General features: G+C 68.3%; 20 protein-coding genes. 13 read left to right on the top strand and 7 right to left on the bottom strand.

All coding sequences use genetic code 11. From position 1 onward, the window contains the following. Positions 1-153: 153 nt before the first annotated feature. The 9 genes from ACU0DV_RS09955 (at position 154) to gfa (ending at position 9,253) form a co-directional block, all read left to right on the top strand. Complete coding sequence (locus ACU0DV_RS09955; protein ID WP_446240833.1) at positions 154-2,520, top strand: Tex family protein; 2,367 nt, start codon at positions 154-156, stop codon at positions 2,518-2,520. A gap of 99 nt (positions 2,521-2,619) precedes the next feature. After that, a complete protein-coding gene (locus ACU0DV_RS09950) occupies positions 2,620-3,576 on the top strand; it encodes an AAA family ATPase (RefSeq protein ID WP_283983636.1) in 957 nt (318 codons plus the stop codon). After that, a complete protein-coding gene (locus ACU0DV_RS09945; protein ID WP_446240831.1) occupies positions 3,573-4,487 on the top strand; it encodes a DUF58 domain-containing protein in 915 nt (304 codons plus the stop codon). Before ACU0DV_RS09950 ends, ACU0DV_RS09945 begins: the two co-directional genes overlap by 4 nt. Then, entirely contained in the window at positions 4,484-4,843 is a 360-nt protein-coding gene (locus tag ACU0DV_RS09940) for a hypothetical protein (RefSeq protein WP_446240830.1), read from the top strand. The genes ACU0DV_RS09945 and ACU0DV_RS09940 overlap by 4 nt, the downstream gene beginning before the upstream one ends. Beyond that, entirely contained in the window at positions 4,836-5,801 is a 966-nt protein-coding gene (locus tag ACU0DV_RS09935; RefSeq protein ID WP_446240829.1) for a VWA domain-containing protein, read from the top strand. The genes ACU0DV_RS09940 and ACU0DV_RS09935 overlap by 8 nt, the downstream gene beginning before the upstream one ends. After that, positions 5,798-6,694 carry a vWA domain-containing protein gene (locus ACU0DV_RS09930; protein ID WP_446240828.1) on the top strand — a complete coding sequence of 299 codons (897 nt, stop codon included), beginning with the start codon at positions 5,798-5,800 and terminating at the stop codon, positions 6,692-6,694. Before ACU0DV_RS09935 ends, ACU0DV_RS09930 begins: the two co-directional genes overlap by 4 nt. Next, positions 6,691-7,368 carry a hypothetical protein gene (locus tag ACU0DV_RS09925; protein ID WP_446240827.1) on the top strand — a complete coding sequence of 226 codons (678 nt, stop codon included), beginning with the start codon at positions 6,691-6,693 and terminating at the stop codon, positions 7,366-7,368. Before ACU0DV_RS09930 ends, ACU0DV_RS09925 begins: the two co-directional genes overlap by 4 nt. Next, complete coding sequence (locus tag ACU0DV_RS09920) at positions 7,365-8,540, top strand: hypothetical protein (protein ID WP_446240826.1); 1,176 nt, start codon at positions 7,365-7,367, stop codon at positions 8,538-8,540. The genes ACU0DV_RS09925 and ACU0DV_RS09920 overlap by 4 nt, the downstream gene beginning before the upstream one ends. Positions 8,541-8,647: 107 nt before the next feature. Then, on the top strand, positions 8,648-9,253 hold the full coding sequence (gene gfa / locus ACU0DV_RS09915) for an S-(hydroxymethyl)glutathione synthase (protein WP_100931572.1): 606 nt from the start codon (positions 8,648-8,650) through the stop codon (positions 9,251-9,253). A 25-nt stretch (positions 9,254-9,278) separates the two neighbouring features. Here the strand turns inward: gfa and ACU0DV_RS09910 are convergent, their stop codons facing one another. Both ACU0DV_RS09910 and ACU0DV_RS09905 read right to left on the bottom strand, forming a co-directional pair. Then, on the bottom strand, positions 9,279-10,349 hold the full coding sequence (locus tag ACU0DV_RS09910; RefSeq protein ID WP_100931528.1) for a ParB/RepB/Spo0J family partition protein: 1,071 nt from the start codon (positions 10,347-10,349) through the stop codon (positions 9,279-9,281). Then, on the bottom strand, positions 10,349-11,761 hold the full coding sequence (locus ACU0DV_RS09905) for an AAA family ATPase (RefSeq protein WP_100931527.1): 1,413 nt from the start codon (positions 11,759-11,761) through the stop codon (positions 10,349-10,351). The genes ACU0DV_RS09910 and ACU0DV_RS09905 overlap by 1 nt, the downstream gene beginning before the upstream one ends. A gap of 608 nt (positions 11,762-12,369) precedes the next feature. Between ACU0DV_RS09905 and ACU0DV_RS09900 the strand changes: the two genes are divergently transcribed. Continuing rightward, the gene (locus ACU0DV_RS09900; RefSeq protein ID WP_446240825.1) at positions 12,370-13,587 is read left to right on the top strand and encodes a replication initiation protein; all 1,218 of its coding nucleotides are present in this window, start codon (positions 12,370-12,372) and stop codon (positions 13,585-13,587) included. A 45-nt stretch (positions 13,588-13,632) separates the two neighbouring features. Here the strand turns inward: ACU0DV_RS09900 and ACU0DV_RS09895 are convergent, their stop codons facing one another. Next, positions 13,633-15,669 (bottom strand): oxidoreductase, encoded by a 2,037-nt coding sequence (locus ACU0DV_RS09895; RefSeq protein ID WP_446240824.1) that lies wholly within the window; start codon positions 15,667-15,669, stop codon positions 13,633-13,635. A gap of 116 nt (positions 15,670-15,785) precedes the next feature. Here ACU0DV_RS09895 and ACU0DV_RS09890 point away from each other — a divergent pair, with 116 nt between their 5' ends. Beyond that, positions 15,786-16,424 (top strand): TetR/AcrR family transcriptional regulator, encoded by a 639-nt coding sequence (locus tag ACU0DV_RS09890; RefSeq protein WP_283983644.1) that lies wholly within the window; start codon positions 15,786-15,788, stop codon positions 16,422-16,424. Here the strand turns inward: ACU0DV_RS09890 and ACU0DV_RS09885 are convergent. From ACU0DV_RS09885 to ACU0DV_RS09875, 3 genes are read right to left on the bottom strand one after another with little or no spacing between them, the layout of a single operon-like run. Continuing rightward, complete coding sequence (locus ACU0DV_RS09885; protein WP_446240823.1) at positions 16,413-16,823, bottom strand: PIN domain-containing protein; 411 nt, start codon at positions 16,821-16,823, stop codon at positions 16,413-16,415. The genes ACU0DV_RS09890 and ACU0DV_RS09885 overlap by 12 nt on opposite strands. Next, a complete protein-coding gene (locus ACU0DV_RS09880; protein ID WP_100931522.1) occupies positions 16,820-17,071 on the bottom strand; it encodes a type II toxin-antitoxin system Phd/YefM family antitoxin in 252 nt (83 codons plus the stop codon). Before ACU0DV_RS09880 ends, ACU0DV_RS09885 begins: the two co-directional genes overlap by 4 nt. A 52-nt stretch (positions 17,072-17,123) precedes the next feature. After that, positions 17,124-18,005: a LysR family transcriptional regulator gene (locus ACU0DV_RS09875; protein ID WP_370313981.1), complete on the bottom strand. Its 882-nt coding sequence runs from the start codon at positions 18,003-18,005 to the stop codon at positions 17,124-17,126. Between the two features lie 147 nt (positions 18,006-18,152). Here ACU0DV_RS09875 and ACU0DV_RS09870 point away from each other — a divergent pair, with 147 nt between their 5' ends. Then, entirely contained in the window at positions 18,153-19,385 is a 1,233-nt protein-coding gene (locus ACU0DV_RS09870; protein ID WP_370313980.1) for an aromatic ring-hydroxylating oxygenase subunit alpha, read from the top strand. Positions 19,386-19,389: 4 nt separating this feature from the next. Further along, the gene (locus ACU0DV_RS09865; protein WP_370313979.1) at positions 19,390-20,454 is read left to right on the top strand and encodes a 2Fe-2S iron-sulfur cluster-binding protein; all 1,065 of its coding nucleotides are present in this window, start codon (positions 19,390-19,392) and stop codon (positions 20,452-20,454) included. 78 nt (positions 20,455-20,532) lie between these two features. Here the strand turns inward: ACU0DV_RS09865 and ilvD are convergent, their stop codons facing one another. After that, positions 20,533-22,365, bottom strand: coding sequence for a dihydroxy-acid dehydratase (gene ilvD / locus ACU0DV_RS09860; protein WP_446240822.1), 1,833 nt, complete (start codon positions 22,363-22,365; stop codon positions 20,533-20,535). Between the last annotated feature and the right edge of the window lie 539 nt (positions 22,366-22,904).

The raw sequence follows: 22,904 nt of genomic DNA, 5'->3' as shown, positions 1-22,904 counted from the left end.
GCGCGTCAACTTCTTTGGTCGCAGGGGAACGAAAGCCGGGATCGCAACTCTTCGCCCGCCGGAATTTCACCTCTTGGCGCACCCCCCCGCAAGGCACTAAACGGGGTCTCCGGGCCGCGACCCGGCCCGAACCGGCAGGACAGGAGGCATCCTTTGGACCAGACCGCCACGCGCATCAACCGCACCATCGCAACCGAGATCGCCGCCCGCGAGGAGCAGGTCTCGGCCGCCGTGTCCCTTCTGGACGGCGGGGCCACCGTGCCCTTCGTGGCGCGCTACCGCAAGGAAGTCACCGGCGGGCTGGACGACACGCAACTCCGCACACTGGCCGACCGGCTCTCTTACCTGCGCGAGATGGAGGCCCGCCGCGCCACCATCCTCGGGTCGATCAGGGATCAGGGCAAGCTGACCGACGACCTCGGCCGCGCCATCGCGCAGGCCGACACCAAGGCCGCGCTCGAAGACATCTACCTGCCGTACAAGCCCAAGCGCCGCACCAAGGCGATGATCGCCCGCGAAAACGGGCTCGAACCGCTCCTGCGCGCGATCCAGGACAACCGCACCGCCGATCCGCAGAAACTGGCCGAAGCCTACACCGGCGACAACGTCGAGACGGTAAAGGCCGCGCTGGAAGGCGCCCGCGACATCCTCGCCGAAGAGCTGACCGAAAACGCCGCCCTCCTCGGCGGCCTGCGCGATTTCATGATGCGCGAGGCCCGCATCTCCGCCCGCGTGCAGCCCGGCAAGGAAGAGGCCGGCGCCAAGTTCTCCGACTACTTCGACCACGTCGAGAACTGGGCGACCATCCCCTCGCACCGCGCGCTCGCCATCCTGCGCGCCGCCAAGGAAGAGATCGTCACCATCGAGATCGCCCCGGACCCGGAAACCGGCACCGAGCGCGCGGTCAACATGGTGGCCTCGGCCATCGGCATCCCCGGCGACGGCGCGGGCGACAAGTGGCTGCGCGATGCGGCGGGCTGGACCTGGCGGGTAAAACTGTCGCTGTCGATGTACGTCGACCTGCTTTCCGAACTCCGCCGCCGCGCGCATGAAGAGGCCATCGCCGTCTTCGCCCGCAACCTGAAGGACCTGCTGCTGGCCGCGCCCGCCGGGAACAAGGCGACGCTGGGCCTCGACCCCGGCATCCGCACCGGGGTGAAGGCCGCCGTGGTGGACGCCACCGGCAAGCTGCTGGAGACCGCGACACTCTACCCCTTCCAGCCGAAGATGGACCTGCGCGGCGCGCAGGCGAAGATCGTCGAGATGGTAAAGCGGCACGGCGTCGCCCTGATCGCCATCGGCAACGGCACTGCCAGCCGCGAAACCGAACGCATGGTCGCCGACACGCTGAAGATGATCGAGGGCCCGAAACCCACCAAGGTCGTCGTGTCCGAGGCCGGCGCCTCGGTCTACTCCGCCTCCGAACTGGCCAGCCGCGAGTTTCCCGATCTCGACGTGTCGCTGCGCGGCGCTGTCTCCATCGCCCGCCGCCTGCAGGACCCGCTGGCCGAACTGGTGAAGATCACCCCCGAAAGCATCGGTGTCGGCCAGTACCAGCACGACGTCGACCAGCGCCGCCTGAGCCAGGCGCTCGAAGCTGTGGTCGAGGACGCGGTGAACGCCGTTGGCGTCGATCTCAACATGGCCTCCGCCCCGCTCCTGAGCCACGTCGCGGGTCTTGGCCCCAGCCTCGCGCAGGCCATCGTGACCCACCGCGACGCCAACGGCGCCTTCGAGTCCCGCAAGGCGCTGCTGAAGGTCACCGGCCTCGGACCCAAGGCTTTCGAGCAATGCGCGGGCTTCCTGCGCATCCGCGACGGGAAGGAGCCGCTCGACGCCTCCTCCGTCCACCCCGAAGCCTACGACGTCGCCCGCCGCATCGTGCAGGCCTGCGGGCGCGACATCCGCGCGATAATGGGCAGCCCCGAGGCGCTGAAAGGCGTCCGCGCCGAACAGTTCGTCGACGACCGCTTCGGCCTGCCGACCGTGCGCGACATCCTTTCCGAACTGGAAAAGCCCGGCCGCGACCCGCGACCCAGCTTCAAGACCGCGACCTTCACCGACGGGGTGGAGGAGATCAAGGACCTCAAACCCGGCATGATGCTGGAAGGCACCGTCACCAACGTCGCGGCCTTCGGCGCCTTCGTCGACATCGGCGTGCATCAGGACGGCCTCGTCCACGTCAGCCAGCTGGCCGACCGCTTCGTCAAGGACCCGCACGAGGTGGTAAAGGCCGGAGACGTGGTGAAGGTCCGCGTGACGGAGGTCGACATCCCCCGCAAGCGCATCGGCCTGACGATGCGCAAGGACGGCGGCGGGCGCGATGACCAGCCCCGCCGCGACGGCGCCGCGAAACCCGGCGGACGGCCCGGCCCCGGCGGCCCCAAGGGTCCGAAAGGCCCCGGCGGTCCCAAGGGCCAGCCGCCGCGCGGCAAGGGCCCGCAGGGCGGCGGCAAACCGGCCTCGGGCGGCACCGGCGCACTGGGCGACGCGCTCATGGCGGCGATGCGCAAGAAGTGACCCGGCCCTGTCCATTGCGACCTTAGACTGAATCGGCGCCCCGCGCCGGTTTCGCTAGACTCCTCCCAAAACCGCCACAGCGCGGGTCAGGGAGGATACATGGACGTGAAAACCGCAGGCCCGGCCGGGGCCATGCGCAGCCTCCGGGACCACCTGGGCCAGGGGCTGGTCGGACACGAGGCGCTGGTGGAGCGGCTGCTCGTCGCGCTCCTCAGCGGAGGTCACGTGCTGGTCGAAGGCCCCCCCGGCCTTGCCAAGACCCGCGCCGTCAAATGGCTCGCGCAGGCGACGGAGGGCAGCTTTGCCCGCATCCAGTGCACGCCGGACCTCATGCCCTCCGACCTCACCGGCACCCCGGTCTTCCGCCCGCAGACCGGCAGCTTCGAGTTCGTGAAAGGCCCGGTCTTCCACAACCTCGTACTGGTGGACGAGATCAACCGCGCGCCGCCCAAGGTGCAGTCCGCGCTGCTCGAGGCGATGGCCGAACGGCAGGTCACGGCGGGCTCCGACACCTGGCCCCTGCCCTCCCCCTTCCTCGTCGTCGCCACCCAGAACCCCATCGAGCACGACGGCACCTTCCCCCTGCCCGAAGCACAACTGGACCGCTTCCTGCTGCACATCGTCCTGTCGCTGCCCGGTGCCGAAACCGAACGGCAGATCCTCGACCTCGTCGAAGCCGAACAGCACGAACCCGCAAAGACCGTGCAGGCCGTGCCGCTCGCCGAGCTGCAGGAGGCGCAGAAGACCGCCATGGCCGTGCACCTCTCGCCCGAGCTGCGCGACTACATCGTCCGTCTGGTCATGGCGACGCGCGAAGGCCCGCAGGCCGCGGACGTGGAACACGCCGTCTCGCCGCGCGGGTCGCTCGCGCTGGCCTCCGCCGCCAAGGCGCGTGCCTACCTGCGCGGCCGCGACTACGCCCTGCCCGAGGATGTGGAGGCATTGGCCCCCGACGCGCTGGCGCACCGCATGGTCCTGACATGGCGCGCCGTGGCCGAGGGCCGCAAACCCCGGGACGTGGTCGCCGCCATCCTCGCGGAGGTCGAAGCATTGTGAGCGCCGCCGCGAGCCCCCTGCCCGACACGCCCGGGGTGACGCTTTCCCCGGACGGGCTGATCGCGCTCCGGCAGGTGACGCTGAAGGCAAGGGGAGAGCCCGCGCTCGCCAACCTGCCCGGCGGTTTCGCCACCCGCCGCAAGGGCCACGGGCAGGAGGTCGCAGACGTCCGCCAGTACGTGGCGGGCGACGATATCCGCCACCTCGACCGCGGCACCACCGCCCGCACCGGCGAGCTGCACGTCCGCCAGTTCCAGGAGGAACGCGACCGCATCACCATCCTCGTGGCGGACTTCCGGCCCTCCATGCTCTGGGGGATCACCCGCGCCTTCCGCTCCGTCGCCGCGGCCGAGGCGCTGGCCCTGATCGGCTGGCAGGCAGTGGAGGACGGCGGGCGCACCGGCCTTCTGGCGATCACCTCCGGCCCGCCGGTCATCGTGCCGCCAAGGGGGCGCGCACGCGGGATGCTCGACGTGATCGGCGGCATGGTCCGCGCCCACCGCGCCGCTCTGCAGGGCGCGATGGACGGCGACACCGCCGGCCCGCCGCTGGCCGGGCCGCTGTCGCGCGCCGAACGCATCGCGCCGCGCGGCGCCGAACTGATCATCGCGTCGGGCTTCGACACGCCGGGCGACGGCTTCGGCGAGGTACTCTCGCGCCTCGACCGCGACCGCGTGCCCCGGCTCATGGCGATCACCGATGCCGACGGCACCCGCCTGCCCCGCGGCGATTACCCCGTGCGCCTCTCCGATGGCCGCCACATACGCATCGCGCTGGACGGCACCGGGGCCGAAGCACCCGACCTGCTCGACATCGAAGGCTTCCGCGCGCTCAGGGTCGATGCCGGCCAAAGCGTCGAGGACATGGCCCGCCGTCTCGCCGCCGCCTTCCCGCCGGACCGCGCCCCATGACCGGAGAGGCGATCACAGAGGAGACGCTGCAGGCCAGCCTCCACGACATCCGCCTGCCGTCGGAGGCACCGGGAGGTTTCGCCGCCGAACTTGCCGCGACGCTGGCGCTCGCCTGCCTCGGCGCGCTGGTGCTGGGCGCGGGGATGCGGCTGGCCACCGTCCGCGCGCGGCCGCCCGACCCGCAATCCGACCTCGCCCGCATCGCCACGCTGCCCGACGACGCCCGCCGCGTCGCGCTTCTGACCCTGCTGAAGACCCACGCCCCCGACCGGTTCGAGGCGCTGAAACAGTCTCTGTACCGCCCCGAACCGCTCGACCTGGCAGAGCTTCAGGACGAGGTGGCGCGCCATGTTTGAACTGGCCACCCCCCTCGCGCTCCTGCTCCTGCCGCTGCCCTGGCTGGCCGCGCGGCTCCTGCCCCCGGCGCAGGCCCGGGGCGCGGCCTTGGCCGTGCCCGACCGCATCGGCGCGGCGCTCCTGACGGCGGGCGGGCGCAGCGGATCGGCCACGCTGGAACGCGCGCAACGGCTTCTGCCATGGACGGCCTGGGCGCTCTTCGTCGTGGCCCTCAGCGGGCCGCGCACGCTCGAACCCGTCCCGGCGCTGCGCGTGTCTGGCCGCGACCTCGCCATCGCGCTCGACCTTTCCGGCTCCATGGTGCGCGACGACTTCTACCTCGACGGCCAGCCCATCACCCGGCTGGAGGCCGTCACCACCGTCGGCGCCGAATTCGCCCGCCGCCGCGCGGGCGACCGCGTCGCGCTGATCGTCTTCGGGTCAGAGGCCTATTACGCCGCGCCCTTCACCTTCGACACCGAAGCCGTCGCCCGCCGGATCGAGGAGGCGACCATCGGCATCTCGGGCCGCGCCACCAACATCTCCGACGCGCTCGGCCTTGCCCTCAAGCGTATGGCCGCGTCCGATGCCGAAACCCGCGTGGTGATCCTGCTCTCGGACGGGGCGAACAACGCGGGCGCAACCAACCCGCGCGGCGTGGCGCAACTGGCGGCGCAGATGGGCGTCCGCGTCCACACCATCGCCATGGGGCCGAAGTCCGTCGACGAGGCGGAGGAAGGCGAACGCGGCGTGGTCGATGCCGAAACCCTCGCCGCGATCTCCAGGGTGTCGGGCGGCGAGACCTTCCGCGTCCGCACCACCGAAGACCTGATCGCCGTGTCCGAGGCGCTCGACCGGCTGGAGGCCACGGACAGCGACGGCCTTGCCGCCGAGGTCTTCCGCGAACACTGGATCTGGCCCGCGTCGTTGGCGGTGATCCTCTGCCTCTGGCTGGGCTGGCGGGAGGCGCGCGGATGACGCCTCATGTGACCCTGTTACGCCCCGAATGGCTGCTTCTGCTGCCGCTTCTGGCGGCGCTCGGCTGGTGGCTCTACCGCCGCCGCGGGCAGCTCGGCGGCTGGGAACGGGCGGCCAACCCGGCGCTCCTGCAGGCGCTTGCGGCGCTCGGGCGGGTCAGCCACAGCCGGGGCGGCACCGGCCTGACCGCCGCGCTCATCGCCGCCGCTTTCGGCATCCTCGCCCTCTCCGGCCCCGCGCAGGAGCGGCGCGATGCCGTTTCCTTCCGCAATCTCGACGGCGCCGTCTTCGTCATCGACGCCTCGCCCAGCGTCACCGGCTCCGACCGCTGGCCGCAGCTTCAGACCATGGGCCGCTTCGGCATCTCGGCGCTTGGCACACGGCCCGGCGGGCTCGTTGTCTATGCCGGGGACGCCTATGTCGCCAGCGACCTCACCCGCGACCTGCGGCAACTGGGCCAGACCGTGTCCGTCATCGACGCGGGCACCGTCCCCGACAAGGGCTCCCGCCCCGAGCGCGGACTGGCGCTGGCCACCCAGATGCTGGAGGACGGGCAGGTGCTGGCGGGCGACGTGGTGCTGTTCACCGACGGCGCCAGCCTCGGGCCCGGAACGCTGGCCGAGGCGCAGGCCATCGCCGCCCGCGGCGCGCGCCTCTCGGTCGTCTCCCTGAACGCCCCTTCGGCGGAAACAGAGACGCTTTCGCGCATCGGCAACGGCCGCACCTTCACCCTCGACCAGACCGACGCCTTCGCCCGCTTCCTGTCGGAGGACGCCCGCACCCGGCTGGAAGCACAGGACTTCCCCCTGCTCTTCCAGCGCGACTTCGGGCGTTACCTTCTGCTTCTCGCGCTCCTCCCGCTCCTCCACATGTTCCGGAGACGCGCGACATGAGGCTGCTGGCCACGCTCACCGTCCTCCTGACCGTGATCGCCCTCGCGCTGGGGCACGGCAGCGCCGCCTTCGGGCGGGTGTTCATGGCCGCCGGCCTGCCCGGCCTTGCCGCGCTCACCTTCGACCGGCCCGACTGGCAGGGCGTCGCGCTCTACCGCGCCGGGCGGATGGAGGATGCGGCCGATGCCTTTGCGAGGGCGGGCGCGACCTACAACCTCGGCACCGCGCAGGCCCGGCTTGGCCAGTACTCCGAGGCGCTCGAAACCTATGACCTTGTGATCCACGGCGGCGACGCCGACGCCCGCGCCAACTTCGACCTGATCGCCGCCTATTACGCCGGTCTCGGCATCGACCCGGAGGCGCTGTCGCTCTTCGGCAAGCGCCGTCAGGGCGAGACCACCGAGAGCTTCGTCGCCCGCGGCAACGCCCGCGCCGCCGGCACCGGGGACGAGGTCAACAACACCAGCACCATGCTGGGCACCGTGCAGCTCCAGTCCTCCGAACAGGAAAAGGTCCGCCGGATCTTCGACGACCGCTTCATGCTGGCCGACGAACGCTGGCTGTCGCAGCTCACCGACGTGCCGGGCGACTACCTGAAGGCGCGCATCGCCCACGAACGCAAGCGCCGCGAGAAGCTGGGCCTCGCCCCGCCGGAACCGGAGGATCCGCAATGAGACACCTGCTGGTTCTGCTCATGCTCTGGCCGCTGACCCTGCACGCCCAGACCCGCGAGGTCGACCCCGAAGACCTGCAACTGACGGTCAAGGTGCTGGAACAGGCCGAAACCCCCTACGCGCGCGAGATGGTGATGATCCTCATCCGCGGCGTCTACCAGCGCCACATCACCCGCGAGAAGCTGGAACAGCCCGACCTGCCCGGCTTCAACTGGACGCAGCTCGGCCCCGACACATGGCGCGAGGAACGCATTCGCGGCCAGAAGGTGAAAGTGCTGGAACGGCGCATGGCGCTTTACCCTGAACGCGCGGGCACGCTGACCATCGGCGCCTTCACCCACAACCTGACCCTGACGGACGAAAACGACAACTGGTTCGAACACGCCATCACGTCCGAGCCCGTCACGATCGAGGTCGCCCCCGCCCCTGCCCTGCCCGACGGCGGCTGGTGGTTCCCGGCGCGGCGCGTCCAGGTCGCCGACAACTGGTCCAACGCGCCCGACCAGCTGACGGCCGGAGAGGGCGTTTTGCGCATTGTTCGGGTCGAAGCAGTGGGCGTGACGCCGGAAATGGTGCCGCCCATGCCGGAACTGACCTCGCCCTCCGCCATGATCTTTCCGCACCCCGAAAAGCGGCTGATCGAGCTGTCGCCCGAAGGCCCGGTGACCTACACCTTCTGGCGCTGGACGATCCGGCCCACCAACGACCGCTCCACCATCGTGGAGCCGATCAGCTTCAGCTACTTCGACACCGTCAACCGCGAGATGCGCGAGGTGGTGATCTCGGCCCAGCGGGTCGCCTACGACGAGGCCGCGCTGCCGCCCCCTCCTCCGCCGGAGAACCCCGCCCCCCTGCCCGGCTGGCCGATGGTGCTGGCGGCGCTCGTGGCGCTTGGCGCGGGGCTTGCGTGGATCCTGAAGGGCCAGCGCGCCGACCGGGCCGCGCTGCTGCGCCGCCTGCCGCTGCTGGACCCGCAGGTGCGGGCGCTGCGCCGGGCCGCCCGCGCGGGCGATGCTGCAGCCACCCGAAGCGCCGCACGGGCGATCCTGCGCCGCGACGGCGTGACGGGCTCTCACCTGCTCGACGGCTTCGACCGGGCGCATTTCGGGCGCCAGGCAAGGGCCGTCGATCTCAGGGCCTTTGCCTCCGCCCTGCTGCGTGCCCGCACTTAAGACCAAGTGGTGCATTGTCCGAATCCCGCGTCGGGCGCAGCCTTGGCGGAAGCGCACGGCGAAAAGTGCGCTGCAACAGGGAGGAATTGGATTTGGGAATTCTCGACATCTTTTTCAAAAGCGGCGACAGCGCGTCAAGCTCTGCGCCGAAGTACACCCATGTAAAGATTCATCCACAGGTTGATAACGGCATACCGCGCGAAACCGCAGGTTTCTCGGGCGGCACGTTGAAGTGCAAATGCACCACGAACCCCGTGGTGGTGCAGGTTTCGGCCCAGACGGCGCACAACCACGTCTGCGGCTGCACGAAGTGCTGGAAACCCTCCGGCGCCATCTTCAGCCAGATCGCCGTGGTCGGACGCGACAAGGTGAAGGTCACCGAAAACGAGGACAAGCTCGAGATCGTCGACCGCTCTGCCGCGATCCAGCGCCACGCCTGCACCGGCTGCGGCACCCACATGTACGGGCGGATCGAGAACGACGGCCACCCGTTCTACGGCCTCGACTTCGTGCACACGGAGCTCTCGCCCCAGACCGGCTGGGCGGCACCGACCTTTGCGGCCTTCGTCTCGTCGATCATCGAATCCGGTGTCGATCCGGCCCGCATGGACGAGATCCGCGGCCGCCTGCGCGAGATCGGCCTGACCCCTTACGACTGTCTCTCCCCGCCGCTGATGGATGCCATCGCGACCCACGTCGCGAAGAAGAACTGACACCTGCGGCGACCACGGTCCCGGCTTACCGGCCGGGACCGTCCAGCAGACGTTCGAGCTCCGCCATGGCGACCTCCACCAGTTCGCGGTCCACGTGGCGCCCCTTGATGCGGATATACCATCCGTCGTCGTCGTTGCCGGCCTGAAGGCGCACGCCCGACGACAGGTTTCGCGGCGAAGCCACCTTCTTCGGACGCCCGCCGCGTTTCGGATCGGCCCTGGTCTCGACCTGCTTCAGCGCCTCTTCCAGCACCTGCGCCTCCTCTTCGGCGCTTGTCGTGCGGCTTTCGCTCAGGGCCTGCCGCAAAAGGTTCTCGCCCCCCTCGCGCAGCGCCGCCGCCATCCGCAGCCCGTCCTTCTCCTTGATGAGGTCGGGGAACTCCAGCATGTCGCCCAGTTCCTCGAAGATCAGCGCGAAGGACCGGATCTTCGACCGCTTGGCCTTCGACGCCTGCGGGAAAAGCGCGTTGACCGCCTCCTCCGTGTTCACGAAGACCCCCTGCTGCGCCGCGATCACCGCGATGCGCCCACGCTCGAAATGGCTGAGCGAGGCGCGGATCTCGTTCTCCTCGATCATCGCCGCAAAGGTACCGCCCATCGTCTCCGGATCGCGCACCACCGCCTTGATGGAGGCGTATTTCTCATGTTCGAGGTAGCCGTGAAGCTCCTCCATCGCCAGAAGGCGCCGGTAGCCGGACAAGAGGCCATATGGCTTCTCGCCCCCCTCCATCCGGAACACCTCGATGGGCAGGCGCAGGCCGCTGCGCAGGATCGAATGCTTCAGCTCGTCCAGCGCCTCCCGGTCGATCACCACCCGGTCGCGCACCAGCGCGCCGCGGTCGATCTGGTCCAGCGGGATCTCCAGCATCACCCGGCCCGAAGCCTCTGCCGCCCGCAACTTCTCCGCGTCGGAACGGTCCTTCGCCGCCGCCTCCCGCTCGGCCGAGCTGCGGGTGTCGTGCATGCCCGCCGCCTCTGCCGCGACCTGCGCGATGGGCGCCGACATCGGCCCGCGCGCCACGTCCCGGCTGACCTCCTCCTCCAGCGCCTGCAGGGCCTCTGCCGTGGGCGCTTCCAGCTTTCTCCGCTTCGCCATTACTCAGCGACCTCCTGCACCGTCCCTGTCTCCGCCTCAGCCATCTGCATGTCCCGCCACCATGTGCCGAGGATGACCTCCTTCACCTCCGCCCAGGTCCGGTCGAAGGTCTCCCGCCCGCGCACGTAGGTGTCGCGGTTGAAGTCGCGGTAATCCGTCTCGTAGATGCCCGAAACCATCTCCCCCGCCTGCCCCACCATGGCCGTCACCTCCTGCCGGTAGGTCGTCATGAAGTCGCCGAAATAGGCCTGGATCACGTTCGCCAGATCCGTCTGCTGGCCCGCGTCGAAGCGCGTCACCAGGGCCCGCACCGCATCCCATTCAAAGCGCATCTCCGGCAGACCGCCGGACCGCCGGGCCCGGTTCTCGCCTTCCTCGATCGACGCAAACGTCGAATAGATCATGTCGAAGAAGCGCCCGGTCGAGTCGAACTCCAGGAACGACGCCCCCAGCGGCACCAGCAGGATGTCCGCCGCAGACAGCGCGTTGATCGTCAGGTACCCCAGCGCCGGGGGCGTATCGAGCAGCACGATGTCGTAGTCGTCCAGCATCCCGCCTTCCTCCAGCGCGTTCATCAGCGCGTCCCACAGCGCCCACTGGCGCATCTGCATCCGCCACACCGGCACCTGGAACTCCGCCCAGTAGAGGTTCAGCTGCGCGCCGATCAGGTCGATGTTGGGCCAGTGGGTTTTCTGCACGAGGTTTCGCGGCGAAACCTCTAACGCGGCGGTCAGTGTCTCATCCAATTGGTAAGGAGTCTGCCCCGCGGCCTCCCTCACCCGATTCTCCTCCAGCAGCTTCAGCGCGTAATCCCGCGCCAGCATGGGAAAGACGGTCTGCCATTCGTCCTCCACCTTGCCGCCCATGATCGAGGTCATCGACCCTTGGGAATCCAGGTCGATGACCAGCACCTTGTAGCCGTCCAGCGCCGCCGACATGGCAAGATGCGCGCAGGTCGAGGTCTTGCCGACCCCGCCTTTGAAGTTCGCCACCGCCACGACCTTGGCGGGCAGCCCCTCCGGCCGCCACGCGCGGTATTCCTTGTCCTTGGCGCCCTCCTCGGCAAAGTGGTCGCGCAGGGTCAGGATCTCTTCCAGCGTGAACCACTTCGACCCCCCCTCCCCTTCGCCCTGCGGCAGCTCCGGGTTCTGGCGCAGCACGCGCCGCAGGTGCGCGGGGTTCACCGGGATCAGGTACTTGCACACCTCCCAGGTCGAGAACTTCCTCAGCCGCTTCGCCCCGTCCGGCGCATAGCCGCGCTTGGCCAGATCGTCCCGCCCCCGCATGGCAAAGGCCGCTGCCTTGGCGAACCGCGCGGTGTCGATGGGCTTCGACAGCTTGCTTGCGGCCGCTTCCGGGTCGATGTTGAAATAGGGGGGCAGGTCCGGCTTTGCCGTCGGTTTCTGTGCCATGTCGCCTCATCATGTTCGCTGTTTGCCGCGATATCATGGAAACTATGGCACATGATCGGGCGCGAGTGAATCATCTTCGCGGCGAAACCGTCTCTATCAAACCAGAAAATGAACCGGACACGAACGGTGTTTGAGAGTCTTTCTGGATTTTTAGAATCTTTACGTCAGGATTTTCCGTTACATGTCAGCCAGATACCCGTTGAAAGGTGCCCGCCTTCGGGTTCAGAGGCATCCGTCTGCGGTGTTTGAGGTACCTGTTTCCGGGATCAAGGGCTCCGATTCGCGGTACGTCTGTGGATAACCCGCGGTTTGCATCGGTTTTCCGCCGTAACAGAGCCTGTATGCCCGCAGATGATTCGCAAAGCGACTCCGGTTGGTGCCCGGCTCTCCCGTAGACGGATACCTTTCACGGGCACCGGTTCGCAAGGGAACCCGTTTACGGGACAGGCCTCGGCCCGCCTCATAGGTGCCAGCGCGCCACTTGTCAGCGGATACCTTTTCCCGGACAATGACCGCCAACCGGGGCCGACTCGCGGTTCGCCGCGAAACCGTCGCGATCCCGGACAAGGCAAGGGCAGCACGCCGCATCCCGGCGGTCAGAGGGCGACATGGACGAGATTCCCCGCGAACAGTTGAACGGCCCGCTCCGGCGCGGCTCGGTGAAGAAGCACGTTGCGGCGATCCACGTCTCCGGCAAACTGACCCTGTTGCAGCGCAAGCTGTCCAACGTGCTGCTGCTGAACGCCTACGACACGCTGACCTCGCAGAACCGCCACCAGATCGACGCGCGCACGCTCTGCCTGATGATCGGCTACAATTCGAACGACATGGAGACGCTGAAGGCTTCGCTCCGCGGCCTGGCGGAAACCGTGGCCGAATGGGACATGCTGGACGAGAAGGGCCAGCAGGAATGGGGGGTTTCGGCGCTGCTCAGCTACGCCAAGCTGTCGGGCGGGGTCTGCGAATACGCCTACTCCCCTGCCCTCGCCGAAAAGCTGCACGACCCGAAGGTCTTTGCCCTCATCAACCTCAACATCCAGCGGCGCTTCACCTCCGGTCATGCTCTGGCGCTGTACGAGAACTGCTATCGGTTCGTGCGCACCGGCTCGACCGGCTGGTGGTCGCTCGACCTGTTCCGCCGCCTGATGGGCGTGGCCGACAGCCCCTATTACGAGGTCTACAAGCACCTCAACGCCAAGATCATCAAACCGGCGGTGGCCGAAGTGAACAAGACCTCGAACATCGTGGTGACGCCCGAGGTGAAGAAGATGGGCCGGCAGGTGACCGACATCCGCTTCCGCATCGCCGAGAACCCGCAACTTTCGATCCTCGACCTCGACGACGGCGAGGGGCTGCGCAAGTCCGAGGTCTATCCCCGCCTGCGCGCGCTTGGCGTCTCCGACCGGCTGGCGCGGCAGTGGATGGCCGAACATGGTGAAGATGCGGTTAAGGCAAAGCTCGATTACGTGGCCGGGCAGGGCGGTGTGAAGAACCCTGTGGGCTATCTGACCGCCGCCCTGAAAAACGACTACGAAACGGGGGGAGGTTTCGCCGCGAAACCCCCGGGCCCGGGTGGAGGAGGTTTCGCCGCGAAACCTGCCACCTCGCGCGGCCGCCGCCTTGCCCGTATCCAGGAACTCGCCGCCGCCCGCAAACCCACCCAGAGGGACGCCGACAGACGCCTGTTCATGGCCCGTCTGGACGGCGCGCTGAGGGACGATTTCGAGCGGCACGGCTGGATGTCCGCCCTGAACGCCGAGGCGATCCTGGCCTTCTGGGAAGAGCTCTCGCCCGGCGCCTTCGACGACCTCGACGACGCGGGCTGATTGGACAAGGGGGAGGTTTCGCCGCGAAACCTCCCCTCTTTTTTCTCAGACCACCTTCACCAGCCGCAGCGCGTCATAGATCGCCGCGTGGGTGTTGCGGGAGGCCACCGCATCCCCGATCCGGAAGAGCTGGTAGGTGCCCTCGGGGTTGCGGACCACGGTCTGCGGATCGCCCGCGACAAGCGCCTCGTAATCCACTTCACCCAGGTTGGAGGAGCCGTCCCGCAGGTCGAAATAGAGGTCGTCCAGAGGCCGCGTGCCATGGTTCACCACGACCTGATCCACCTGCCGCTCCCGCGTGACGCCGCCGTAATCGCTGCCGATCTGCGCGATCAGCCGGTTGCCGTCCCGCCGCACCGCGTCCAGCTTCCAGGTCACGGTGAAGGTGACGTCGCGCTTCTGGAGCTCGCGCAGCGACGGGGTCAGGGACATGGCCATCACCTCCGGAGAGATGTTGCGGTCGCGCGTCATGATCTCGACCCGGGCGCCCGTGGCGGCGATCTTCTCGGCGGCCTGAAGGGCGGCGTAGTCCCCGGCGTCGTCGTAGATCAGGACGTTCTCGCCGGGGGTCGCATCGCCCGAGAGGATGTCCCAGGCCGAGACGGCAAGCGCGTTGCCTTCCGCCAGGACCTCCGTGTGGGGCAGGCCGCCGGTGGCGACGATCACCACGTCGGGCCGGTCCGCCTGCACCGTCTCTGCGTCGGCGAAGCTGTTGAAGCGGAAGGTTACGCCCATCCGTTCGCATTCGGAAAAGCGCCACTGGATGAGCTGGATCATCTCGGCGCGGCGGGGGGTCTGGGCCGTCAGGCGGACCTGCCCGCCGGGGTCGTTGGCGGCCTCGTGCACGATGACCTCATGCCCGCGGGCGGCGGCGACTCGGGCCGCCTCCAGCCCGGCCGGGCCGGCACCGATCACCACCACGCGGCGGCGGGTGTCGGCCTGCGGGACCTCCTGCGGCTGTTCCAGCTCGCGGCCCGTGGCGGGGTTGTGCAGGCACAGGGCCATGCCGCCCTGGTAGATGCGGTCGAGGCAGTAGTTCGCGCCGACACAGGGACGGATTCGGTCCTCTTCGCCGCGCAGGATCTTGGCCACGATATGCGGGTCGGCCATGTGGGCGCGGGTCATGCCGACCATGTCCAGCTTGCCGCTGGCGATGGCGTGGCGGGCGGTGGCGACGTCCTGGATCTTGGCCGCGTGGAAGACCGGCACGCCGGTTTCGCGGCGAACCTCTCCGGCGAAATCGAGGTGCGGCGCGCTGCGCATGCCCTGCACCGGGATCACGTCCGTCAGGCCCGCGTCGGTGTCGATGTGGCCCTTGATCACGTTCAGGAAGTCGACCATGCCGCAGTCCTTCAGGCGGCGCGAGATCTCGAGCCCGTCCTCCTTCGTCAGGCCACCGGGCAGGTCCTCGTCCCCGGTGTAGCGCACCCCGACGATGAAGTCGGGGCCGCAGCGTTTGCGGATTTCGGACAGGATGTCGAAGGTGAAGCGCAGCCGGTTGTCGAGGCTGCCGCCGTAGGGCCCGTCGAGGTCGTTGGTCAGCGGCGACCAGAACTGGTCCATCAGGTGGCCGTAGGCCTGAAGCTCGATCCCGTCGAGGCCGGCCGCCTGCATCCGTTCGGCGGCATCGGCGTAGTCCCGGACGATACGGGCGATGTCCCAGTCCTCGGTCTTCTTGGGGAAGGCCTTGTGGGAGGGTTCGCGCTCGTGCCCAGGGGAGACGACCGGCAGCCAGTCGGCCTTGTCCCAGCGGGTGCGGCGGCCAAGGTGGGTAAGCTGGATCATCACCGCGCAGCCGTGGTCGTGGCATTCGTCGGTCAGCTTCTTCATCCAGCCGACGACCTCGTCCTTCCAGGCCAGGATGTTGTTGAAGACCGGCGGGCTGTCGCGGGCGACAGAGGCGGAACCGGCGGTCATCGTCAGGGCGACACCGGCCCGGGCGCGTTCCACGTGATAGGCCCGGTAACGATCCTTGGGCATGCCGTCCTCGGGGTAGGCCGGTTCATGGCTGGTGATCATCAGGCGGTTTTTCAGGGTCAGATGCTTGAGCTGGTAGGGCTGGAAAAGCGGATCGTTGGACATGGGCGGTCTCCCTCTCTGACGCAGCGATTCCACAAAATGTGCACTTGTGTCAAGTTTGTCGTCATCGCTGTCCATTTCGTGTTGCGGCAGGCGGGGCAGGGGGCTAGTTTCGCGCCATGGATGAGGGTGCGGATCAGAAGGGGTGGCGCGGATCGCGCGAGGTCTGGCTGGAGGCGGCCAAGGCTGCGTTCCTCGACAGCGGCGTTGACGCGGTGAAGGTGCAGCCGCTGGGGGCCGCACTCGGGCTGTCGCGGACCAGCTTCTACTGGTTCTTCAAGGACCGCGCCGCGCTGCTGGAGGCATTGCTGGCGCTCTGGGAAGAGACCAACACCCATGCCCTGACAGAGGCGAGTTCCGCCTATGCAGAGACGATTTCCGAGGCGGTTCTGAACCTTCTGAGCGTGTTCCTGGACGAAACCCGGTTCCAGCCGCGGTTCGACATGGCGGTCAGGGGGTGGGCGCACAAGTCCGACGCGGTGACGGCGCGCGTGGCAGAGGCCGACGCGACACGGCTTGAGGCGATCCGCGCCATGTTCCAGCGGTTCGGCTTCGACGCGGCAGAGGCCGACGTGCGGGCGCGGACCGTCTACCTCGTGCAGATCGGCTATATCTCGATGCAGGTGCGCGAGACGCTGGAAGAGCGGCTGACCCGCGTTCCGGCCTATGTGAAGACCTACTGCGGGCAGGCGCCTTCGGACCGCGAAATGGCGCGGTTCCGGGCGGGTCTGGGTCTGGATGCGGAGCTAGAGGCTTAGCGGGTCCAGCAGCCGCGCGCCGGTGGGCGCGAAATCGGCCGTATTGCGGGTGACGACGGTGGCGTCGCGGTTCAACGCCTGTGCGGCGATCATCAGGTCGGCGCCGGGATGGCCCAGTCTGGCCGACAGGCGGCCCCAGCGGCGGGCGTCCTCGGCGGTGAAGTCGAGCAGCCGGTCGGAGAACAGCCGCAGGATGCCGTCCATCCAGTGCCGCAGGTCGCGGGCGAAGGGCGGGTTCTTCGGCTCCTGCAGGGCGATGCCGCGCTCGATCTCTCCTATGGTGACGACGCTGAGGAACAGCGTGGCCTCGTCCTGTGCGGTCAGCCAGCGGGAGAGGTCCGGCGCGCGTTCGGCCCGGCGCGCGGCAGAGATGATGTTGGTGTCGAGGATGTGGATCACAGCTCGACGTCGCGCGGCACGGCGCTGGCGCGGGGCAGGGGGGTGTCGCCGGGGTCGGGCATGGCCATCAGGTGATCGGCAAAGCGGCCGCGGCTGGCCTGTGCGGCGTGCACCAGCCTTGCATATTCCTCGGCGGAGACGACGACCACGGCGGGTTTGCCCCGGCGCGACACGGCCTGCGGATGACCGGCAAGCGCGGCCTCCACCACCGCGCTGAAGCGGTTCTTGGCGTCCTGAAGCGAAAGCATGGCGGGTCTCCTGTCCAGCTAACTGGACAGATAGGCGCTTTCGGTGGCCAAATCAAGGCGCGCGCTGCGCGGCGACCAGCCAGTCGCGGAAGATCCGGGCCTGCGCGGAGGCGCGCGGATGGGTGCGCAGGTGGAAGACATGGGGGGAGGGCATGCGTTCCGGCATGAGGAGGGTCAGGTCCCCGTTGTCGAGCAGCGGCCCGATGAGGCCCGTCCAGCCGAGCACCGCGCCCGCGCCGTCGCGCGCCATCTGGAGCGCGATCATGTGGTTGTTGACCGCGATGCGGCGGCCCGAGGGGGCGTCGTGGCCGAAGTGGGCGAACCATTCCGCCCAGGTGGTCCAGTCGTTGTCCTCGCTCACCACGTGGATCAGCGGCACGCGGCGCAGCGCGTCGAGCGTGCCGGCGCCATGGGTCGCGGCAAAGCGGGGGGAGCCGACCGCCACGATGTCGTCGTGAAAGAGGATGTGGCCCGCGCCGTCGCCGGGCAGGGCGGCGTAGTGGATCGAGAGGTCGGTCTGCGCGTTGGAGGCACCGTCGCTGACGATCTGGCTGACCACGATGTCGGGCTGGTCCTGCCAGAAGGCGGTGATCTGCGGGGTCAGCCAGAAGGCGCTGACGGCAGTGGTGGCCTGAATGGTGACATCCTCGGTGCTTTCGGCGGTGCGGACGGCGGCGATCGCGTCGGAGATCCCCTCGAACCCGCGCTGGAGCGCGACGAAGAGGTAGGCGCCGCTTTCGGTCAGGTCGACGCCGCGGTGCTGGCGGCGGAAGAGCGCAGTGCCGAGCTCGGATTCGAGGGCCTTGATCTGGTGAGAGACGGCGGCGGGGGTCACGTTCAGCTCGGCCGCGGTTTTCTTGAAGCTGAGATTCCGGGCGGCTGCCTCGAAACAGACCAGCGACGTGAGCGAGGGAAGGTCGTAGGGGCGGGTCATCGGTCGCTTTCGGAGGCGTGGATGTCGGAAAGGGGACAGGTGAATTCAGATAACCTTAGTTGAGAATTATTGTTATTGAAAGGCGGGTAATTGCGGCGCAATGCCTCAAAGGAACTAACCCCATCCTGCGCCTTCGGAGGCTGCTCCATGACCGATTCCCTTTCCGACCTGCTGGCCCGCCGCGTTCCCGGCCATTCGCTGGAACGGCCCTTCTACACCGACCCGGAGATCTACCAGCGCGACCTGGAGACGATCTGGTACCGCGAGTGGCTGTTCGCGATTCCCGTGGCGCAGCTGGTGAAGACCGGCGCCTATGCCCGCATCCGCATCGGGGCCTACAACGTCATCCTCGTGAAGGGTGCCGACGGGGTGATCCGCGGCTTCCACAACTCGTGCCGTCACCGCGGGTCGGTGATCTGCCAGAAGGCGGAAGGCACGGTCGCGAAGCTGACCTGCCCCTACCACCAGTGGACCTACGACCTGGACGGGCGGCTGATCTGGGCGCGCGACATGGGCGCCGACTTCGACCCGTCGAAGTACAACCTCAAGACCATCCACGTCCGGGAACTGGCCGGGCTGATTTACATCTGCCTCGCCGACGAGGCGCCGGACTTCGACGCCTTTGCCGACCTTGCGCGGCCCTACCTCGAGGTGCACGACCTGAACCGCGCGAAGGTGGCTTACCAGTCGACCATCGTCGAGAAGGGCAACTGGAAGCTCGTCTGGGAGAACAACCGCGAGTGCTATCACTGCGCGGGCACCCACCCGGCGCTGTCGCGGTCCTTCCCGCTGGATCCGGCGGTGGCGGGTGTGTCGGCCGACGGCTCCGTCCCGGCGCGGCTGCAGGCGCATTTCGACAAGTGCGAGGCCGCGGGCGCGCCGTCGAAGTTCGCCATGGCGGGCTTTGCCGGGCAGTACCGCCTTGCGCGGATGCCGCTGGAAGAGAAGGCGCTGTCCTACACGATGGACCTGAAACCGGCGTCGAAGCGGCCGCTGGGCCGTGTGACGGTGCCGGATGCGGGCACGCTGCTGAAGTTTCACTACCCGTCGACATGGAACCACTTCCTGCCCGACATCTCGCTGACCTTCCGCGTCACCCCCATCGGCCCGCAGGAGACCGAAGTCACCACCACATGGCTGGTGGACAAGGACGCGGTGGAAGGTGTCGATTACGACCTGAACCGCCTGACCGAGGTCTGGGTCGCCACCAACGACGAGGACCGCCGCATCGTCGAGGACAACCAGCTTGGCATCAACTCTCCGGCCTATGTCCCCGGCCCCTACAGCCCGATCATGGAAGACGGGGTGGAACAGTTCGTGGACTGGTACGTGAAGACCATGCTGCGCGCGATGGGTCCGCAATCCGTGGCGGCGGAATAAGCCGATGACCGCGATGACCCCGACGCTGGCCTTCTGGTCGGACGACGAGCCGCTGGAGTGCGTGTCGTTCCTGCCGGAAGCGCCGAACACCGTCACCTTCACCTTCCAGGCGCCGTCGGGCGCGCTGTTCCGGTTCAAGCCGGGCCAGTTCGTCACGCTCGAGCTGCCGGTGCCCGGTGGACCGCTGCATCGGACCTACACGATCTCGTCTTCGCCCTCGCGCCCGACCTCGCTGACCGTCACGGTCAAGGCGCAGGACGGGTCGCTGGGCACGCGCTGGATGCTGGATCACCTGCGTCCCGGCGTGCGGCTGAAGGCGATCGGGCCGGGCGGGCAGTTCTCGTTCATGAACCACCCGGCGGAAAAGTACCTGTTCATCTCGGCGGGATCGGGCATCACGCCGATGATCTCGATGACGACCTACATGTACGACGCGGGCCGCGAGCCGGACATCGTGTTCATCAACTGCGCCCGGCTGCCGTCCGAGATCATCTTCCGCCAGCGGATGGAGATGATGGCCTCCCGCCTGCCGGGGATCGAACTGGCATGGGTGGTGGACAAGGCGGACCCGTACCGCCCGTGGACCGGCTATCGCGGGCCGTTCAACCAGCTTCTGCTGGGCCTCGCCGCGCCGGATTACCTTGACCGCGAGGTGTTCTGCTGCGGGCCGGAGCCGTTCATGACCGCCGTGCGCGAGGCGCTTCAAGGCCTCGGCTACGACATGGACCGCTACCATCAGGAAAGCTTCTCCGCCCCGGTTGGCGAGACCGGCGAATACGACGAGGGCGTGACGCTGGACGAAGAGGCCAAGGCCGAAGTCACCTTCGCCCTGTCCGGCAAGACGGTCGAATGCTCGGAGACGGAGACGCTTCTGTCCGTCGCACGGCAGGCCGGCCTCGCGATCCCGTCGGGCTGCACCTTCGGCGTCTGCGGCACCTGCAAGGTCAAGAAGACCGAGGGGCAGGTGCACATGGTGCACAACGGCGGCATCACCGACGAGGATATCGAGGATGGCTATATCCTTGCCTGCTGCTCGAACCCCATCGGCAAGGTCGCCATCGAGGCCTGAAGGTTCCCCCTGCGGAAACGGGAAACGCCCGGGCTGGTCTGGCCCGGGCGTTTTTCTTTTCGCTGTGGTGCGAAGGGTTTACGGGATGATCCGCACCGCTCCCTTGGCCGCGGAAGAGGCGAGCATGGCGTAGGCCTTCAGCGCCTTCGTCACCGCGCGCGGGCGCGGTTCGGCCGGACCCCAGGGCAGCGGGCCCTTGGCGGTGCGGCGTGCCTCCAGCGTGGCGTCGTCCACGGCGAGGTTGATGGTGCGGTTCGGGATGTCGATCTCGATCAGGTCGCCCGTCTCCACCAGGCCGATGGTGCCGCCTTCCTCCGCCTCGGGGCTGACGTGCCCGATGGAGAGGCCGGAGGTCCCGCCGGAGAAGCGCCCGTCGGTCAGCAGCGCGCATTTGGCGCCCAGCCCCTTCGATTTCAGGTAGGAGGTGGGGTAGAGCATTTCCTGCATGCCCGGGCCGCCGCGCGGACCCTCGTAGCGGATCACGACGACCTCGCCCTCGGTCACCTTGCCGGTCAGGATGCCCTTCACCGCGTCGTCCTGGCTTTCGAAGACCTTGGCGGGGCCGGAGAACTTCAGGATCGAGTCGTCGACGCCGGCGGTCTTCACGATGCAGCCGTCGAGCGCGATGTTGCCGAACAGCACGGCGAGGCCGCCGTCCTTGGAGAAGGCGTTTTCCATGTTGCGGATCACGCCATGGGTCCGGTCGCGGTCAAGCTCCTTGTAGCGGTTCTCGGTCGAGAAGGCCTGCGTGGTGCGCACGCCGCCGGGGGCCGCGCGGAAGAACCTGTCCACGTCTTCGTCGTTGGCCGTCATGATGTCCCACTTGGCGATGGCCTCTGCCATGGTGCCGGAGTGGACGGTCTTCACCTCGCCGTGGATCAGCCCGCCGCGGTTGAGTTCGCCGAGGATGCCCATGATGCCGCCCGCGCGGTGCACGTCCTCCATGTGGACGTCGCCCTTGGCCGGGGCGACCTTCGACAGGCAGGGCACCTTGCGGCTGAGGCGGTCCATGTCGGACATGGTGAAATCGACCTCGCCCTCGTGCGCGATGGCCAGCAGGTGCAGGACGGTATTGGTCGAGCCGCCCATGGCGATGTCGAGCGACATGGCGTTCTCGAAGGCTTCGAAGGTCGCGATCTCGCGCGGGAGGAGGCCCTTCTCTTCGCCTTCGTAGTGGCGCCTGGTGATGTCGACGATCTTGCGTCCGGCTTCGAGGAACAGCGCCTTGCGGTCGGCGTGGGTGGCCAGCATCGAGCCGTTGCCCGGCAGCGCGAGGCCGAGCGCCTCGGCCAGGCAGTTCATCGAGTTCGCCGTGAACATGCCCGAGCAGGACCCGCAGGTCGGGCAGGCGTTCTGTTCGAAGGCGTCCACCTCGGCGTCGGAATACTGGTCGTCGGCGGCGGCGACCATGGCATCCACGAGGTCCACGGCCTTTTCGAGGTCGTTGATCGTGACCTTGCCGGCTTCCATCGGGCCGCCGGAAACGAAGATCACCGGGATGTTGAGGCGCATCGCGGCCATCAGCATGCCGGGGGTGATCTTGTCGCAGTTGGAGATGCAGACCATGGCGTCGGCGCAATGGGCGTTGACCATGTATTCCACCGAGTCGGCGATGATCTCGCGCGAGGGCAGGGAGTAGAGCATCCCGTCGTGGCCCATGGCGATGCCGTCGTCCACGGCGATGGTGTTGAATTCCTTGGCGACGCCGCCGGCGGATTCGATCTCGCGCGCGACCATCTGGCCCAGGTCCTTCAGGTGCACGTGGCCGGGCACGAACTGGGTGAAGGAGTTGACGACGGCGATGATCGGCTTGCCGAAGTCGCTGTCCTTCATGCCGGTCGCGCGCCAGAGACCGCGGGCGCCGGCCATGTTGCGGCCGTGGGTGGTGCGGCGGGATCTGTAATAGGGCATGTGGCTTGGTCCTTGCGATTGCGCGGTGCGGTTATAAGCCCGTCAGCGCGCCGCTCAACCCCCATCGGACCGGGGGCGAGCTATTTCCGCAGGTGTGTCATGCCGTTGCTGGGCGGGCCGTTGCTGGGCAGGGGGTGCGGGCGGCCGGGGACACGGCAGGGAGTGACATGCGCGCAGGCCACCCGCGTTTCCGCGCCGGTCCGGGGCAGGGGGGCCCGGAGGGTGGGGCGGAAATTCCGGGTTCGGGCGGCGGGGTTGTTCCCGGGTCCGTCTTGGGCGGACGGGGGCCGGGGAAGGCACCGCCTTAAGGGGGCAGGCGGCGCTCCGGGATGCCGGAGGCCGCCGTGCCGGTTTTCATGCGACGGGGGTCCGGGGGGCTTGCCCCCCGGCGGATCGCGGCCGCAGGCAGCGAAACCCCCGCCTGCACAGGCGTCAGGACAGGTGATGCACCTCCTGCTTGCCGTAGACCGGCGTTGGAAGGCCCTCCATCCGCGCCTTCAGCTGCAGGGCGAGATACTGCGAGTAATGCCGCGACTGGT

This window comes from Sagittula sp. (genome assembly GCF_052825245.1).
Note: the sequence above shows the minus strand (reverse complement) of the source record. Positions and strands in the feature narration are given on the sequence as shown.